The organism is Citrobacter sp. Cf088 (assembly GCF_030334295.1).
GTDB lineage: Bacteria > Pseudomonadota > Gammaproteobacteria > Enterobacterales > Enterobacteriaceae > Citrobacter > Citrobacter freundii.
The window spans coordinates 193,668-210,279 of record NZ_JAOWEE010000055.1; the positions used below are offsets into that span (position 1 = coordinate 193,668).

Annotated in this window: 15 protein-coding genes; 4 read left to right on the top strand and 11 right to left on the bottom strand. The window is 52.8% G+C overall.

Features of this window, described 5'->3' with window-relative positions; translation table 11 throughout:
- The first annotated feature begins 211 nt into the window (after window positions 1-211).
- Both argR and yhcN read left to right on the top strand, forming a co-directional pair.
- The gene (gene argR, locus OGV71_RS20615) at window positions 212-682 is read left to right on the top strand and encodes a transcriptional regulator ArgR (RefSeq protein WP_003025162.1); all 471 of its coding nucleotides are present in this window, start codon (window positions 212-214) and stop codon (window positions 680-682) included.
- A gap of 376 nt (window positions 683-1,058) precedes the next feature.
- Window positions 1,059-1,325 carry a peroxide/acid stress response protein YhcN gene (gene yhcN / locus OGV71_RS20620; protein ID WP_079938247.1) on the top strand — a complete coding sequence of 89 codons (267 nt, stop codon included), beginning with the start codon at window positions 1,059-1,061 and terminating at the stop codon, window positions 1,323-1,325.
- Window positions 1,326-1,382: 57 nt separating this feature from the next.
- Here the strand turns inward: yhcN and OGV71_RS20625 are convergent, their stop codons facing one another.
- The 4 genes from OGV71_RS20625 to aaeX all read right to left on the bottom strand — a co-directional run bounded on the left by OGV71_RS20625 (window position 1,383) and on the right by aaeX (window position 4,897).
- A complete protein-coding gene (locus tag OGV71_RS20625) occupies window positions 1,383-1,661 on the bottom strand; it encodes a barstar family protein (RefSeq protein ID WP_003025168.1) in 279 nt (92 codons plus the stop codon).
- 119 nt (window positions 1,662-1,780) lie between these two features.
- Entirely contained in the window at window positions 1,781-3,748 is a 1,968-nt protein-coding gene (gene aaeB / locus OGV71_RS20630) for a p-hydroxybenzoic acid efflux pump subunit AaeB (RefSeq protein ID WP_003025171.1), read from the bottom strand.
- Between the two features lie 5 nt (window positions 3,749-3,753).
- Window positions 3,754-4,686, bottom strand: coding sequence for a p-hydroxybenzoic acid efflux pump subunit AaeA (aaeA, locus tag OGV71_RS20635; RefSeq protein WP_003025174.1), 933 nt, complete (start codon window positions 4,684-4,686; stop codon window positions 3,754-3,756).
- A 7-nt stretch (window positions 4,687-4,693) separates the two neighbouring features.
- Window positions 4,694-4,897 (bottom strand): p-hydroxybenzoic acid efflux pump operon protein AaeX, encoded by a 204-nt coding sequence (aaeX, locus tag OGV71_RS20640; protein ID WP_003025177.1) that lies wholly within the window; start codon window positions 4,895-4,897, stop codon window positions 4,694-4,696.
- A gap of 184 nt (window positions 4,898-5,081) precedes the next feature.
- On the opposite strand from aaeX, the gene aaeR reads away from it, so the two are divergent.
- Window positions 5,082-6,011 carry an HTH-type transcriptional activator AaeR gene (gene aaeR / locus OGV71_RS20645; RefSeq protein WP_071697443.1) on the top strand — a complete coding sequence of 310 codons (930 nt, stop codon included), beginning with the start codon at window positions 5,082-5,084 and terminating at the stop codon, window positions 6,009-6,011.
- Window positions 6,012-6,096: 85 nt separating this feature from the next.
- Here the strand turns inward: aaeR and tldD are convergent, their stop codons facing one another.
- The 7 genes from tldD to mreB form a co-directional block, all read right to left on the bottom strand.
- Window positions 6,097-7,542, bottom strand: coding sequence for a metalloprotease TldD (gene tldD, locus OGV71_RS20650; protein ID WP_044701339.1), 1,446 nt, complete (start codon window positions 7,540-7,542; stop codon window positions 6,097-6,099).
- 161 nt (window positions 7,543-7,703) lie between these two features.
- Window positions 7,704-11,519, bottom strand: a complete 3,816-nt coding sequence (gene yhdP, locus OGV71_RS20655; RefSeq protein ID WP_286533953.1) for an AsmA2 domain-containing protein YhdP — start codon at window positions 11,517-11,519, stop codon at window positions 7,704-7,706.
- Between the two features lie 111 nt (window positions 11,520-11,630).
- Window positions 11,631-13,100: a ribonuclease G gene (gene rng / locus OGV71_RS20660; protein ID WP_003025190.1), complete on the bottom strand. Its 1,470-nt coding sequence runs from the start codon at window positions 13,098-13,100 to the stop codon at window positions 11,631-11,633.
- Window positions 13,090-13,683 carry a Maf family protein gene (locus tag OGV71_RS20665; RefSeq protein WP_003839891.1) on the bottom strand — a complete coding sequence of 198 codons (594 nt, stop codon included), beginning with the start codon at window positions 13,681-13,683 and terminating at the stop codon, window positions 13,090-13,092. Before OGV71_RS20665 ends, rng begins: the two co-directional genes overlap by 11 nt.
- Window positions 13,684-13,690: 7 nt before the next feature.
- A complete protein-coding gene (mreD, locus tag OGV71_RS20670) occupies window positions 13,691-14,179 on the bottom strand; it encodes a rod shape-determining protein MreD (protein ID WP_003025196.1) in 489 nt (162 codons plus the stop codon).
- Entirely contained in the window at window positions 14,180-15,202 is a 1,023-nt protein-coding gene (gene mreC, locus OGV71_RS20675; protein WP_003025198.1) for a rod shape-determining protein MreC, read from the bottom strand.
- A gap of 66 nt (window positions 15,203-15,268) precedes the next feature.
- The gene (mreB, locus tag OGV71_RS20680; RefSeq protein ID WP_000913396.1) at window positions 15,269-16,312 is read right to left on the bottom strand and encodes a rod shape-determining protein MreB; all 1,044 of its coding nucleotides are present in this window, start codon (window positions 16,310-16,312) and stop codon (window positions 15,269-15,271) included.
- Here mreB and OGV71_RS20685 point away from each other — a divergent pair.
- Window positions 16,290-16,610, top strand: coding sequence for a hypothetical protein (locus OGV71_RS20685; RefSeq protein ID WP_153752135.1), 321 nt, complete (start codon window positions 16,290-16,292; stop codon window positions 16,608-16,610). The two genes, mreB and OGV71_RS20685, sit on opposite strands and share 23 nt — an antisense overlap.
- The last annotated feature ends 2 nt before the right edge of the window (window positions 16,611-16,612 follow it).

The following is a 16,612-nucleotide window of genomic DNA, read 5'->3' on the forward strand; positions in this document are numbered from 1 at the left end:
ACCTCTCAAAACAACATCAATTTGATAACATTTAATTTACTTTTAACCTTATTTGCGAGCCGTGACACAGGCATGTTTCTTGATAACGAAATTTGATAAAATTCCGCTCTTTCATAACATTATTTCAGCCTTGAACAAGGCAGACTGTTTGCATAAAAATTCATCTGTATGCACAATAATGTTGTTTCTACCGCCATATTACGGGTGACTTATGCGAAGCTCGGCAAAACAAGAAGAATTAGTAAAGGCGTTTAAAGCGCTGCTTAAAGAAGAAAAGTTCAGCTCTCAAGGCGAAATCGTCCTCGCATTGCAGGATCAGGGCTTTGATAATATCAATCAGTCCAAGGTTTCACGCATGCTGACCAAATTTGGCGCCGTGCGTACCCGCAATGCGAAAATGGAAATGGTGTACTGCCTTCCGGCGGAGCTGGGCGTGCCTACGACCTCCAGTCCGCTGAAAAATCTGGTGCTGGATATCGACTATAACGATGCGGTCGTGGTTATTCATACCAGTCCTGGCGCTGCTCAGTTGATTGCACGTCTGCTGGACTCATTGGGGAAAGCGGAAGGTATCCTGGGTACGATTGCCGGTGACGATACCATCTTCACCACCCCAGCTAAGGGTTTTACGGTAAAAGATCTGTACGAAGCCATTCTGGAACTGTTCGAACAAGAACTGTAATACCGCCTCCCCGTCGCCTTGCGGCGGGGGAAAACACTCTCTTTCTACCACCTTCCGTCTATTTTTAACTGCTATGCATTTAACAAATGGTGCGTTTAACCGTCAAAAACCATTCACATAGTGAATGCGAAGGCTTAAAAACGCACATTTTGCAAAAAATCATATCCATTTGATTTTATTTAATTTATTTCTTTTAAAATGTTCGGAACGCTCTTTTTAATTCCATTTGGTTATAAAAAATATTTTCCTTAACACCTAATACCCACAGAAACAATTAGCGTGGTATTAATTTATTAAGTTATTAGTGTATACTTGATTTTGTGATGAGGGTCACGAAACGCAGACCCCTATAAAAGAATTCGACGAGGTAAATATCATGAAAATCAAAACCACTATTGCAACCTTAAGCCTTCTTTCTGTTCTCTCCTTCGGTGCAAGCGCCGCGGTTACTCAGGTGAACTCACAAGAAGCACAGAATCTGCAATCCATCGGTAGCATCTCCGTCTCTCAGATCGGTAGTTCACCAATGGACATGCGTCAGGCCATCGCCGCTAAAGCTGAAAAAGCAGGTGCCAGCAGCTATCGCGTGACCGAACTCCGTGAAGGTGCTCACTGGCACGCAACTGCAGAACTCTACAAATAAACCCTCGTCGTCTAAGTCCGACGACTTGCCCCCGCCTGCCGGGGGCTTTTTTATGTCTTACATTGAGTGACGAACGTTAAAACGCAACTGCCCTTCCAGCTCTTCTTCCGCTTCATCGAACAGTAAAATCAGCGCGCCGTATCGCCTGCGCAGCTTGTCCGGTAAATGGACAAATTCAATCTCCAGCGGCAACGGTAAAACTTCCCCGATAACCACCTCCCACAGAGAATCTAAATCAACCACCTTCTCCCTGGCGAGACCGAACGTGCGCGTAAACTCGCGATAGAAATCACCCTGGTCTTCTATCTCGTCAAAATCAAATGTATAGATATTCATCTATAGCCACCATCCCGACGCCAGCCACTCTACAGACCGCCAATATGTAGGGGTCTCTCGCATTTTCAGGTAAGTATAGCCATAAAAAAACCGACGCTTTTAGCGTCGGTTTTCAACTCTTAATTACTGACCAGCGCATGCTGGTATTTGTGCAACATCCCACTGAGTCGTTTTACCGGCTCGGTCACCTGTGGTGGTGCTTGCCAGATGATTAATTTCTCCTGATAGATCTCAAGCTCTTCCAGCAACTGGCTAAAGTAGCGTCGGCGCTTGTCGTCATTTCCTGCAGAAATCACGCGATCGGCAGTGCGTCGAAGCTGGCGATGGAATGCGGAGAGATCTTCGTTTACCGGCACCGGCGCATCGCGCAGGCGCTGATGCGCGATGATCATGGTCAGCGCCAGGCGAAACTTCGCCAGGTCGCCCGGAAATTTGTTCATCAGCAAAAACAGCTGCTGATAAAGCGCCGGGAGGTGGTTTTCTTTACGACGTACCACGTTGGTGGTCATCGCTGAAACCGCCGCCGAGACAAACTGGTTGAGCAACACACGACCCGTTCTGTCACGAGAGTTATCACGCACCAGCAGAATAACGATAAACGCCAACATGCAGCCAACAATCTGCCCCAGCGCACTGTCAAGGAACTGGCTAAAGTGGAAGGTCATCGGGTTATCCAGCACGATGATATTAATGGTGCTGGCCAGCGCCCCCATCGAACCCAGCCGTCGTTTCTGTACTTCAATCCCCAGAAAGAATCCCAGCACTGCCAGGCTCAGGCACAGCAACAACATGCTTTGCTGCGTATTAGGGATAATCACCAGGAAATAGAGTGCCCCGAGCGGTAACGCCGCCAACGTACCGTAGATAAAGTCTATCGCCACCATGCGCGGGTTGGGCAAACGCATTGCCAGCGAGGTGACGACCGCAATCATCACCATTGCGCCGCTGCCGGATGTCCAGCCGGTCCACAGCCAGAATAAGGTTCCCAGCACACAAGAAAGCGTGGTGCGCCAAAAGTTAACCATCGCATGGTGACGCTCGGCAGATTCCACTTTCACCACCGGTTCACCTTGCAGGATCTCTTCTTCGATAGCGCTAATTTTGGTGTTGCTGACAACTCCACGTTTAAGTAACAGATAGCGCGTTGCCGCCCCGGCCCAGGTGTAAATTGTGACAGGTGTGTCACGTTCACCGGTCCATGCAATCACCCGACGCATCCGCTTCAGCTGTTTATGGACATCCTGTACCGTTTCAACCGGCGTATCGAACAACTCGCGGAAGGTATCGGTGATCAGTTCTGGTCGGGTATTCTGAATAAGATAGGTTTCGCAGGATTGTGTGATAAGCGTAAGTGACAGCGTATTCAATGCCTTGAGTCTGCGGTTAGCCCGCACCCAGCGCGAGGACTCCATATTCAGGTTACTACGCATGCCTTCCAGCGCCGCCGTACGCCGGACTAAATCTCCCCAGGCTTTGTCCACTTCCTCACTGTCGCCATGCTTAATGCACAGCTGCATAAGCTGATATTGCGCCACCAGCAGGCTATCCAGTTCGACATCAATCTCCTGTTTCACCGAACGGGGCGAAAAGAGCAGGTCGGCAACAATGGCACAGACAATACCCATCACAATTTCACTACAGCGTTCGAGCGCAAATTGCGGCGTCAGCAGCGGTTCAGCCTGGATAGTAATGACGATGATCAGCGCCGTATAGCCTGAAAGCCCCCAGGCATAAGAGTTTTCGATCTTCACTAACGACGAGATCCAGGTACAAAAACCGGCCCAGATACAACACACCAGGATCATCAATAGCGGGGCGCGGATCATGCTGATGATAATGATCAGGGCGGCAATACAGCCGATAAATGTCCCGACAATACGCAACATGCCTCGATAGCGGATAGCACCTGAATAAGGTTCTCCGCCAGCGGCAAAGGCCGGACCTGCAGCCACAATGGCCGCGGTCAGCACCGCCCAGCGCGGGGTCTCAAGCTGGAAGTGAAAGCCAACGAACAGCGCCAGTACAATCGCGCAGGCCAGTTTTACCGCAAAGCGGATATGCTGGTTGGCAATGGAGAAAATACCCATCGCGATTAACCAAATTCGCGCAGGCGGTGCGCCATTTTACGGAAGAAAGATTCCTGGCTGGCATCGCGATCCTGCTTGCCGGTAATGACGACGGTCGCCGTCGTCCCGGCAGGCCACAAGGTTCCCTGCTGCTCATCAAGACGAATTCGCACCGGCACACGCTGCGCCAGACGCACCCATTCAAGATTGGAATCAATGGTCGCCATACCCTTGGCGTCCCGCGTGCTGCTGGCATTCGTTACGCCAGCCGCCACACTATCAACCGTGCCCTTCAGCACATTATTACTGCCAAGCGGGGTGATTTCAGCGCGATACCCAGGGCGGACGCCTTCCAGTTTGGTTTCTTCCATATACGCCAGCACATAGAAAGAATGCTGTTTGACCAACGCCACCGCCGTGGAACCGCGCGTGATAAATTCGCCGCTATAGACGTTCAGGTTAGTCACCCAGCCGTCTGCTGGCGCGCGGATAACGGTACGTTCCAGATCTAATTTCGCCAGGTCGCGGGTCGCTTGTGCCTTCGCAAGCTGGTGTAATACGGTTTGCAGGACGTTGTTTGATTGGTCAATCTCTTCACGAGACATAGCCTGCACGCCCAGTCGGTTACGACGACCGGCCTCCTGGCGTTTTTCCTGCGCCAGTACCTGATAATAGGCCACGTCAGCTTCGGCCTGCTCAAGGGCTTTCTTATAGCGTGGCTGGTCGATAGTGAACAGGATCTGATCCTTTTTCACCAGTTGGTTATCATGGATGTTAACGTTGGTAATAAGGCCCGCAACATCCGGCGCAATCGCGACGACATCGGCGCTGAAACGCGCATCACGCGTCCACGGCGACTCGGTGTAGAACACCCATGCGCGGAAAATAGCGATGAAAGCCAGAATGACCAGTATCACGGTAATGGCCGTGCGGGAGAGTTTTCTTGTTAGTGTTTTCACTTCAACCTCAAACGAACAGGCGCGTTATTAAATAGAACAGGCAGCAATACAGCGCGGTGTTAAACAGAGCCGGATGCCAGACAAAATCATAGATGCCAGTCGGAACAAGCACCCGGCGCACCAGCCAGAAAATCGCCAGTGACAAAAGTAATTCGAAAAAAATCGGTGGGAAGGACAGACCAAACACCACGATAACGGGAAACAGACTCATGTTGACCTTGGTAACGTAAGAGAGTGCAGATGATAGATTTTCTAGCGTATGTCACCGCAGAGAAGGGCAAGGATGAGCCAGGCGAGAGCGACATAGCCGTTATTTGAATAATAATATATTAACGTAACTGTTATGCTGTTATCTATATTATGTGATCTAAATCACTTTTAAGCCAGAGTGAACAATGGAACGATTAAAACGTATGTCGGTGTTCGCCAAAGTTGTCGAAATGGGCTCCTTCACCGCCGCCGCAAGACAGCTACAAATGAGCGTTTCATCGATAAGCCAGACGGTCTCAAAGCTGGAAGATGAACTACAAGTCAAGCTGCTAAACCGCAGCACGCGTAGCATTGGGCTAACTGAAGCCGGTAAAATTTATTATCAGGGCTGCCGGAGAATGCTGCACGAAGCGCAGGATGTTCACGAGCAACTCTATGCCTTTAACAACACGCCCATCGGCACCCTGCGCATTGGCTGTTCTTCAACTATGGCACAAAATGTCCTCGCCGGATTAACCGCCACGATGCTGAAAGAGTATCCGGGATTAACGGTAAATCTGGTGACCGGCATCCCGGCCCCGGATTTAATCGCTGATGGTCTGGACGTGGTTATCCGCGTCGGCGCGTTGCAGGACTCCAGCCTGTTTTCACGCCGTCTGGGAGCTATGCCGATGGTGGTCTGCGCGGCAAAAAGCTATCTCGCACAGTTTGGCGTCCCGGAGAAACCCGCCGATCTCAGCAACCACTCGTGGCTGGAATACAGCGTGCGCCCGGATAATGAATTCGAGCTTATCGCTCCGGAAGGAATTTCCACCCGTCTGATCCCTGAGGGCCGTTTTGTGACTAACGATCCGATGACATTGGTGCGCTGGCTGGCCGCAGGCGCGGGCATTGCCTATGTACCGCTGATGTGGGTGATCAATGAGATCAATCGTGGCGAAGTGGAGATACTGCTTCCCCGCTACCAGTCGGATCCGCGTCCGGTCTATGCGCTGTATACCGAAAAAGACAAATTGCCGCTCAAGGTGCAGGTGGTGATTAACTATCTGACAGACTATTTTGTCGATGTAGCGCAGCTGTTTCAGGGAATGTACGGTCGGGGAAAAGAGAAATAAAAAAGTGTAGGCCGGATAAGGCGTTGACGCCGCATCCGGCAAGATGCCCGATGGCACTGGTGCTTATCGGGCATACATCATGATGTTATGCAGTACCACCCACCGTCAGGTTATCCACCTTCAGCGTCGGCTGGCCCACGCCCACCGGCAGGCTCTGCCCTTCTTTACCGCACACACCAACCCCGTTATCCAGTTTCAGGTCGTTACCCACCATCGAAATCTGCTGCATCGCTTCGATACCAGAGCCAATCAGCGTCGCGCCTTTCACCGGTTTGGTGACTCTACCGTTTTCAATCAGATATGCTTCAGACGTAGAGAACACAAATTTTCCGGAGGTGATATCCACCTGGCCGCCGCCGAAGTTAGGCGCATAAATACCGTATTCAACGGATTCGATGATTTCCTGCGGCGTAGATTTCCCCGGCAGCATATAGGTGTTGGTCATACGTGGCATCGGCAGGTGCGCGTAAGATTCGCGGCGACCGTTACCCGTTGGCGCAACGCCCATCAGGCGCGCATTCAGTTTGTCCTGCATGTAGCCTTTCAGAATACCGTTTTCGATCAGCACGTTGTACTGACCCGGCGTGCCTTCATCATCAATAGCCACAGAGCCACGACGGTCCGCCATTGTGCCATCATCCACAACGGTGCACAGTTCTGACGCTACCAGCTCACCCATGTGACCGCTGAATACCGAGGTACCACGGCGGTTAAAGTCGCCTTCCAGACCATGACCGACCGCTTCATGCAGCAGAACGCCAGGCCAGCCAGCGCCGAGTACTACCGGCAGCGTACCAGCAGGCGCAGCTACCGCTGAGAGATTAACCAACGCCATGCGTACGGCTTCTTTCGCCCATGCGTCAGCACGAACTTCACCATCAAGGTCGCCCAGGAAATAGTCATAGCCAAAACGACCGCCGCCACCGCTGGCGCCGCGCTCGCGCTTACCGTCCTCTTCCACCTGTACGCTTACGGACAGGCGTACCAGCGGGCGAACGTCAGCGGCCAGCGTACCGTCGGTCGCTGCTACCAGGATCAGTTCATAAACACCGGTCAGGCTGGCGGTTACTTCCTGGACGCGCTTGTCGGCGGCACGCGCCACGCTGTCTACGCGGCGCAGAATATCCAGTTTCTCTTCGCGGCTCATGCTCTGCAGGGGATCAACCGAGGTGTAAAGTGCCTGATGCTCCACAGCTCCCAGCGTTTTTACTTTGCCGTCACCGCTGTCACGCACGATAGTACGGGCAGCATGAGCACTCTGCTCCAGCGCCAGCAGGCTAATCTGGTCTGCATAGGCAAACCCTGTTTTTTCGCCGCTGATGGCGCGCACGCCAACGCCCTGATCGATATTGTAAGAACCATCTTTAATGATGCGGTCTTCTAAAACCCAGGATTCGTGATAGCTCGACTGAAAATAGAGATCGCCGTAATCAAGACGGCGTTCGGCCAGTTGGCCCAGGATGGCAAACAGATCCTGATGTTTCAGGCCATTTGCCGCTAGCAATTGTTCACTTACCAGGTTCAGACTCATCGTTTTGCTACTCATTAGTTACTGTTGTAGGCCTGATAAAACGCGCCAGCGTCGCCATCAGGCACTTCAATGCCGGATGGCGGCGTGAACGCCTTATCCGGCCTACGGACTGCGGTAGAGGATCTATGTTGAGATTGGGGCAATTACTCGCCCCCGTCAAATTATTGCTGGCTTTCTTTGCGCGGCTGACGCAGAACTTCGTTAATCTGCGGCTTATCGACCGGACCGGTGATGCGATAGCGCAGAATCGACACTTTGCTCCACAATGGTCCCAGAACCTTACTGGCAGCAAACACCGCCGCGCCGACAATCGGATTGACAGCAAACGCAGCGGCAACGCCTACGGTGGCAGAAATTTCCGGCGCGACTATGGCTTCCATATCCAGCTCCCGACGGACCAGGTTCACTGAGCCTTTCATCGCAATGTCTGCCTCCAGACCGTCCACCAGCGTGTCATCGGTATGCATCACGCCATCTTTGATCCAGGCCGTGCTGCGAATCGAGTCGAAATAGAAACCCTCGCTGAAAGTATCGCTAAAATCAAAACGCAGTTTACGCAGCAACGCATCAAAGCTTAGCAGTCGCAATAGTTGCCCCGCATGTCCGGTGCTGAGTTCAGTAAGCTCACCTTTGCCCAACCGGGTACGCAAAATCCCATTCAGCGAAGCTTCATCTGGATCCCATGGAGGGTTACGCCAGTGCAGGTCATACTCCACGTTGAACGAAGAGTTACGAATCGGGGTCGATACGCCAAAGAAACTGGCAGCGGAGTCAATTTTACTTCCGCTCAGTTTACCCTTCAGTGACGTTCGTTCTTTGCCCGGCGCGTTCACCCACACGCCATCGGTGGTCAGTCTGGCAAAGCCTGTATCCAACAGACCGTTACTCAGCGTTAGCGTGTCGCCTTTAATCGCCACATCGGCGTCAATGCGCCCGTATTTCTGTCCCCACATCCAGCACTCGACACAGCGTAACTGAACATCCGGCCAGCCGCGGAAGCTGAAGTTGTCCACGGCGGAAAACGGCGAGGCTGGAGTACTATTCAGTGGTGCTTTTGTCGGCGAAGCTTTCACCGCGCTGGGGTTGTAATAAAGATACTTAATATTGGCCAGCCACGGCGCATTATTGCGCATAGCCAGCGTGGCATTAATTTCACGTCCCTGCGCCTGCACGATGGAGCCATTGCTCGCAGGCTCAGACACGATACTCAAGTTATTCCACTGCTGACCGCCCAGGGATAACGATGGCGTACGTACCGTGATGCGCTGCGGGAAGTTGGCGTTGGTGCCAACGTTATCTGCTGCGCCTTTCTGGAACAACGCCAGCCATTGCGCGCCATCCATAGGGGGAAGGTTAAGCTCAATACCTTGCTGATCGGGTAACGCGGGCACGGTGCGGCTTTCCGACGTCCAGATTGCGCGGTCAAGCGTCAGTTTCTGATTCAACAACCAACGGCTGTTAAAGTGATTCTTACTGCCCGCGTTGCCGGTCAGATCAAAACTGCGCAGATTGCCGTTGGCCTTAACGTTCACCGGTAACGCTTCACCGGCTGCCTTATTCAGCGGAGCAGGTAAGTGACTACTTACATTCTTCAGGTCGCCTTTTAGCTCAATGTCGTAGGTCGGTCCGGCATGATACGGAAGATCGATACCCACCTTGCCATTCCACGCCATGCTGCCGCTTAAGGCATCGTTGACCTGCGCCGGTAAAATCCCCATGCGGGTTGGCTGCCAGTCGCCTTGCAGGTTCACGGCTACCTGATAGGCTTTCGCCCCTTCGGTGGTGGAGAAGTCGACGTTCAGCGGCTGATTAAACCAGTTCGCCGTCATCGACTCGCTCTTCAGATCGCCGTTGATAAAGCTGAATTTACCATTCAAATTCTTCAGCGTGCTGTCGAGCGGTTTAATAAACAGGCTGTTATTACGCAGGTTGACATCGCCTTTGGCGGTAACCAGCGAGCCGTCTAGCGGAATATCCAGATGTAAGCGAGCATTCACATCGCCGTCAATCTGCAACTGCTCAAGCGTAGCGCCGAGGGAGTCCTTCAACGGCGTCTCATCAAAATAAGGTCCGACCGCCTTGCCCGGCCCGTTGATATCGGCATCAATCAGCAGTTTTTCTTTAGCATAGTCGGGAATATTAGCCGTCAGGTTACTGGCCTTCACGCCGCCTAAATTGACGCTATCCGTCTTCATCCACAGACCATCGTTAATGAAGTTCAGTTCAATATTGAGATCGGTTAGCGCAGGCCAGTCGGGTTGGAAAGCAAATTTCGCGTTACGTAGCGGCACCAGAACCTGAAATTGCCCTTCGTTGTGCAGATACGGGAACAGATGCGGGTTACCGCCATACACCAGCGTGGCGTTATCCGCTTCGCCGCCCTGAATAGCGCCGCTGAGGTAGTCAACCAGCTCTTTGCCCATCAAGTTTTCCGGGAAATAGCGCCAAGCCTGAGAGCCGTCGTCGGTGCTAATGCCAGCCAGAATGCCTAACCACGGTTCATCTCCAGTGGGCTGCAGATAGCGGAAACCACCGCGCGCGCGTACCGCTTTCGCTTTAACATCGATGTTGCGCCCATCTAACTGAAAACCTTTATCATTTTTCAGCCAGCTTAGCGTCGCCACGCCGTTCTCTATTTCCAGCGGCGCGCGGAAGACAGTTTCATACGGCATTTTGGCTTGCTTCATGGAGGCGGTGAGCGCCCCATTTTCAACGCTACCCGCAAGCGTACCCGAGAAATGTTCTGCCCCCGGCAGCAGCTTCCACTGTTTCCAGGCCAAATTGGTCCATGCGGACTGGAAGCGGGTTTTTTCTGTCGCCTGTAACGGGATATCCAGCGCCAACACATCGATCTTGCCACTTGGCTGCGTGGCCCGCCAGATATCACCCAACGCTGGTGATAACCTGGACGCCATCGGACGTAGCCCTTCTAACCCGGCCAGTTCCAGATTGCTGGCGCGAATGCGTAACTCGTCGCTGCGTTTGTTATTCTCGCCACCGACTTCCTGCTCAGGGATCCAGGCCAGCGTTAATGCACCGCTCGGCCAGGGTTTATCATCCATGGTAATACGAGTATCGGGAATAAAGAATTGCCAGCCCGCCTCTTCACGGCTGATGTGCGCTGTCAGATTATCGACGGAGAGTGTGTGCGTATGATTTTCACCCAGCCAACTTGCTCCACCTTTTTTCAGCCAGACATCGCCACCAGAAACGACGCCTTTACTGATCGTCATCCATGCTTCCAGGCTAAAACGCGCGGTTTGTAGCGCGACATTATCCTGCATCCATTTGCCCAGCCATGGTTTGACGTCGATGTCGTCTGCCTGCAGCCAGACCCGACCGTTATTCAATAGCCCTTCGTCATCACGCAGATCCATACGCACCTGCATAACGCCGTGCTGTCCGGTCAGGCTGGAGAGGCTGACCTGACCCTCGGCGCGATGCCGATTTTTACCGTTCAGCCAGGTAAGCTGTGGGATCGCCAGTTCAGCACGTTGACCTGAGAGGGTTATAAAGCTGATATGACTGTCGCGTAGATCGAAATGATCAAACTGACGCAGGAAGAGATTGCTGAGATGGTCGGTTTCAATTCCATCTCCGCCTTCACTACGCTGGATAGGAGTATTGGTGCGCAACTGCAGTTGCCAAAAGGTGAGATCGCGAAACTGCCAACGCATGTGCAGCAAACTTTGCCAGACATCCAGCGTCAGCGTGACGCGTTTTACCGAAAATTCTCCCCCATCTTTTAGCTGCGCATGGATATTACGCGCTTCAAGCGTAGGACCGAAATTTTGCCAGCTGGCAGAAAGCTGACTGGCGGAAACAGGTAGACCTGTAGCGGATTCAATCTTGCCAAGAATGGCTGGACGCCAGCTATCAAGATGAGGTAACGCAAGGCGCAGTCCACTGACCAGCAGCGCTGCGATGACAACGAATGCGGCTCCAGTGAGCAGTAATATCCCCGGCAATCGCCTCACGCACCTCTCCTTGTCTACCAAAAAATATGACTCACACCCCTTGAGTGAATATTGCCGGATGACGGCGCTTGCGCCTTATCCGGCCTACATGCGCGGGTGCCACTACACGATTTACATCATGACGACGTCGAACTGCTCCTGGTTATACAGCGGTTCGATTTGTACTTTGACCTGTTTGCCGACAAAGATCTCAACCTCCGCCAGCGCATGTGACTCTTCACCTTTCAGGGTTTCAGCCACTGCCGGAGATGCATAAACCAGGAAACGATCGGAGTCATATGCATGATGTACCCGCACGATTTCGCGCATGATTTCATAACATACGGTTTCCACCGTTTTCACCGTACCACGCCCATGGCAGGTTGGACACTCGTTGCACAATACATGTTCCACGCTTTCACGTGTGCGTTTGCGCGTCATCTCCACCAGGCCCAGCTGTGAAAAACCGTTAATGCTGGTTTTTACACGATCCTTGCTCAGAGCCTGCTCCAGGGAGTGCAGTACCCGGCGACGGTGATCTTCATTATTCATGTCGATAAAATCGATAATGATAATGCCGCCGAGGTTACGCAGACGCAGCTGACGAGCAATGGCCTGCGTTGCTTCAATATTAGTATTAAAGATAGTGTCGTCGAGATTACGATGCCCAACAAACGCGCCGGTATTGATGTCGACGGTGGTCATCGCTTCAGTTTGATCGATGATCAGATAACCGCCGGACTTCAGCTCAACCTTGCGTTCCAGCGCGCGCTGGATTTCATTCTCTACGTCAAAGAGATCAAAAATAGGCTGACGCCCGCTGTAATGTTCCAGCTTGCTGGTCATCTCGGGGATATATTCCGCCGTAAATTCCAGTAACGCCTCATAGGTCAGACGGGAGTCGACGCGGATGCGGTCAAGCTGCGCATCAGCAAAGTCACGCAACACGCGCTGTGCCAGTGCCAGTTCACCGTACATCTGGTAGCGCGTTTGCGGGCGCTTTTTACGCTCCATGACTTTTGTCCAGACGCGCTTCAGGTAGGCAGCATCCGAGGCCAGATCCTCTTCGCATACGCCTTCTGCCGCCGTGCGAATGATGAAGCCACCCTGCTCATCGCAGTAATCCGCCACCACTTTTTTCAGACGTTCGCGTTCCGTTTCGCTTTCGATACGTTGGGATACGCCAACATGCGAGGCCCCCGGCATAAAAACGAGATAACGGGAAGGAAGCGTGATGTCCGTCGTCAGGCGTGCGCCCTTCGTTCCCAAAGGATCTTTTACCACCTGCACCATCAGATCCTGACCCTGGCGCACCAGTTCAGAAATGTCGCGTACGGTGAACTGTTTTTGTTCTTCACCCGCCACGCATTCGGTGTGCGGCATGATGTCAGAAGCGTGAAGAAATGCGGCTTTATCCAGTCCAATATCTACAAAAGCCGCCTGCATACCCGGAAGTACACGACTTACACGACCTTTGTAGATATTGCCTACGATTCCGCGTCGCGCCTCACGTTCAATATGAATTTCCTGCAGAATACCGCCATCAATGTAAGCCACCCGAGTTTCCGATGGCGTTACGTTTACCAACAATTCAGCCGTCATGTTTATCCCTTTTCTCACGCAGTGCGTTAAAATTGGTCAGCAACTCATACGTTTCTACCAGCGGTAAGCCGACTACGGCGTGATAGCTGCCATTTATCTTCCTGACAAAACAGCCACCCAACCCTTGAATACCGTATGCACCTGCTTTATCCATTGGTTCACCGCTGGCAACATAACCCGCGATGTCCTCATCGGTTAGTGCTCTGAATGTCACTTCCGTCACTACCAGGCAGTCCAGACTGTGCTGGCAATCGGCCAGTGCCACGGCCGTCATAACTTGATGCGTTTTGCCCGACAGTTTGCGCAGCATTGCTGCGGCGTGGGCAGCGTCGTGCGGTTTTTCCAGCACTTCGCCATTAAGGATAACGATGGTATCAGCACCCAATACCGGCAAATCGCGCGGTGCCAGTGCTACACCAGCCTGCGCTTTTTCGCGCGCCAGACGCGAAACGTACTGCTGCGCACTTTCCTGCGGGTGCCGCTGTTCTTCAATCCCAGGGATCAGTCGTTCAAACGTAACACCAAGCTGAGCGAGCAACTCCTGACGACGTGGAGAACCTGAAGCAAGATACAGAGTATTCATATCAACCTTATTGCACCGCAAACTGCTGACGGACTTTACGCATCAGTAAGAATAGCCATGGCCAAAGCACGCCATTCACTACACTACTCCAGAACACTTCAGGTCTGAAAGAGACGTTGATCACTAAAAACTCGGCCCAGAAAACAATAATATCCACGACCAGTGATAACAACATGACCACCAGCGCCTGTTGCCAGAGCGCGAGGTTTCGGAATAGCTGGAATTTCAGCGCGACCAGATAAGCAATGATACTCATCGACAATGCGCGCACGCCAAGCGTGGAGCCGCTGATGAGATCCAGTATGGCACCCACCACAAATCCCGTGCCCACATTTACGCGATGCGGCAGCGCCAGGATCCAATACAACAAGATGAGCAGTACCCAGTTTGGCCGGAAAACCAGAATGTCATCCGGCCAGGGCATGACTTGCAGCAACAGTGCAATAAGGAACGAGAGCCAAATAACCCAACGTCCCTGGCTACGATAGCTTGCCACTTACTGTCCTCCCGGCTTACGCGGAGCAGGTTGTGGCGGCGTGGTATCCACAGGCGCAGGAGTCACACCTGTTGCAGGAGTTGGCACTGGCGCAGGCGGCCCCATGGCATCTGGTGCTGGCAGAACTTGCGGCATCATTTGCATCAGACGTTCATTGGCAACGCGGTGTACTTCTTCCGGCGTCATCGGGTTCGCGCCATTACGATCGGCACCCCACAACAGCAACAGATAGCGCAAACGCTGCAGACCCGCGGTCGGGCGAGCCTGAATCACGGTATAAGCGCGCTGAGTGTCCAGCTTAACGGAAGAAACAACAGCAACCGGATAACCTTCTGGGAAACGTCCGCCCAGACCCGAGGTGACCAGCACATCGCCAACGCGAATGTCGGTATTGGCCGGCAGGTGTTCGAGCTGAAGATCGTCAGTGCAGCCGTTACCCGCAGCGATCACGCGAATATCGTTACGCAGAACCTGAATGGGCAGCGCATGCGTTGCATCGCAAATCAGCAGCACACGGCTCGTCAGTTTAGCCACCGCCACGACCTGACCCACAACGCCTTTGTCACTAATAACCGGCTGACCTTCGTAGACGCCGTTAACGCTCCCTTTGTCGATCACCACCTGATCGCTGTAAGGGTCATTAACCGTTGAGATGACTTGCGTCACCATCTTTTGTTCGTCCTGACGCAATGGCGATCCCAGCAGCTCACGCAAACGCGCGTTCTCCTGTTTGTATTGCCCCAGCATCAGCAGTTCGCTATTTTTCAGCAGCAGTTCCTGACGCAATGCCCGGTTTTCAAGTTCGAGTTGGTCACGCGAAGCCAGCGTTTGCGACACGCCGTCAAGTAATTCACGAGGACCATTTGAGATAAAGTAGAAAGGACTGACGGCGGTATCCATGTACGTTCGGATTTGACTAAACGTACCCAAGCGGCTGTCGGCAATAATAACGCCGAGCGCCACCAGCACCGCCAGAATAAGGCGAATCTGTAGCGAAGGGCCACGGCTAAAAATTGGCTTCATAGTCTATGCGTATTCTCGTATCAGAGCGGAAGGGCAACCCGCGGGGGCTACCCAACCTGCATCCGATTACTCTTCGCTGAACAGGTCGCCGCCGTGCATGTCGATCATTTCCAGCGCCTTGCCGCCGCCGCGCGCCACGCAGGTCAGCGGATCTTCAGCAACAACAACTGGAATACCGGTTTCTTCCATTAACAGACGGTCAAGGTTACGCAGCAGCGCACCGCCACCGGTCAGCACCATACCGCGTTCGGAGATGTCAGACGCCAGTTCCGGCGGGCACTGTTCCAGTGCAACCATTACCGCGCTAACGATACCGGTCAGCGGTTCCTGCAGGGCTTCCAGAATCTCGTTGGAGTTCAGGGTAAAGCCGCGCGGAACGCCTTCAGCCAGGTTACGACCGCGAACTTCGATTTCGCGCACTTCGTCGCCCGGATAAGCGGAACCGATCTCGTGTTTAATACGTTCTGCGGTCGCTTCACCGATCAGAGAACCGTAGTTACGACGAACATAATTAATGATGGCTTCATCAAAGCGGTCGCCGCCAATACGAACAGAAGAGGAGTAAACCACGCCGTTCAGGGAGATAACGGCAACTTCAGTGGTACCACCACCGATATCAACAACCATTGAACCGGTTGCTTCAGAAACTGGCAGACCCGCACCGATCGCAGCCGCCATCGGCTCTTCGATCAGGAAGACTTCACGAGCACCTGCGCCCTGAGCTGATTCACGGATCGCACGGCGTTCAACCTGAGTTGCTCCAACCGGTACACACACCAGTACGCGCGGGCTTGGGCGCATGAAGCTATTGCTGTGCACTTGCTTGATAAAGTGCTGGAGCATTTTTTCAGTCACGAAGAAGTCAGCGATAACGCCGTCTTTCATTGGGCGAATTGCAGCGATATTGCCCGGCGTACGACCCAGCATCTGCTTCGCATCATGACCTACTGCAGCCACGCTTTTCGGCGAACCGGCACGATCCTGACGAATGGCCACAACAGAAGGCTCATTCAATACGATGCCTTGTCCTTTTACATAAATAAGGGTATTCGCGGTACCCAGGTCAATGGACAGGTCATTGGAAAACATGCCACGAAATTTTTTCAACATACTAAGGGATAATCCTGAAAGCTGGGGCGGAAAACAAAATCCGCTTACTTTACCAACCACACGCAGCAGCGACAAGGCGCAAAAATCATCTGCTACGGTGAAAATTAGTGCAGTTCGTTTCCTTTGTTACAAAACCGGCCTGAGTCCATCAGGGCTGAATAAATCAGCAGCACTCCTCGCTTTTGTTTGCAACCTGTCAAAGGTCATTCACCTGCATGTTTGCTGTTACAACCTGGCGAGCAGGCAAGCACACCCCCAGAAGGCACAGCGCGCGTTATTCTACGTGAAAACAAATTAAAC